This is a genomic window from Streptomyces sp. URMC 126, assembly GCF_051386555.1.
GTDB lineage: Bacteria > Actinomycetota > Actinomycetes > Streptomycetales > Streptomycetaceae > Streptomyces.
Window position 1 is genome coordinate 1 of sequence record NZ_JBPQTX010000917.1, and the last position, 267, is coordinate 267.

Consider the following 267-nt stretch of genomic DNA (forward strand, 5'->3'; position numbering starts at 1 on the left):
GTCCTGGGTCGCCTCGCCGACGCCCATGTTGATGACGATCTTCTCGAGCTTCGGCACTTCAAGCTTGTTCTTGTAGCCGAACTTCTCGGTCATCGCCTGGGCGATGCGCTCGTCATAATCCTTCTTGAGGCGCGGAGTATAGTTGTCCGCGTTCTTGGCGTCAGCCATTGATCAGCTCCCCGGACTTGGCCGCCACGCGGACCTTCTTGCCGTCGCGCTCCTCGAAGCGAACGCGGGTCGGCTTGCCGGTCTTCGGGTCGGCAACCG

The 267-nt window shown here is 61.8% G+C and carries 1 protein-coding gene; it reads right to left on the minus strand.

The genetic code is table 11. From position 1 onward, the window contains the following. Positions 1 to 160: 160 nt before the first annotated feature. Positions 161 to 267, minus strand: a 107-nt coding sequence (locus ACSNOK_RS34485; protein WP_436784661.1) for a hypothetical protein, incomplete at its 5' end; no start/stop codon positions are given.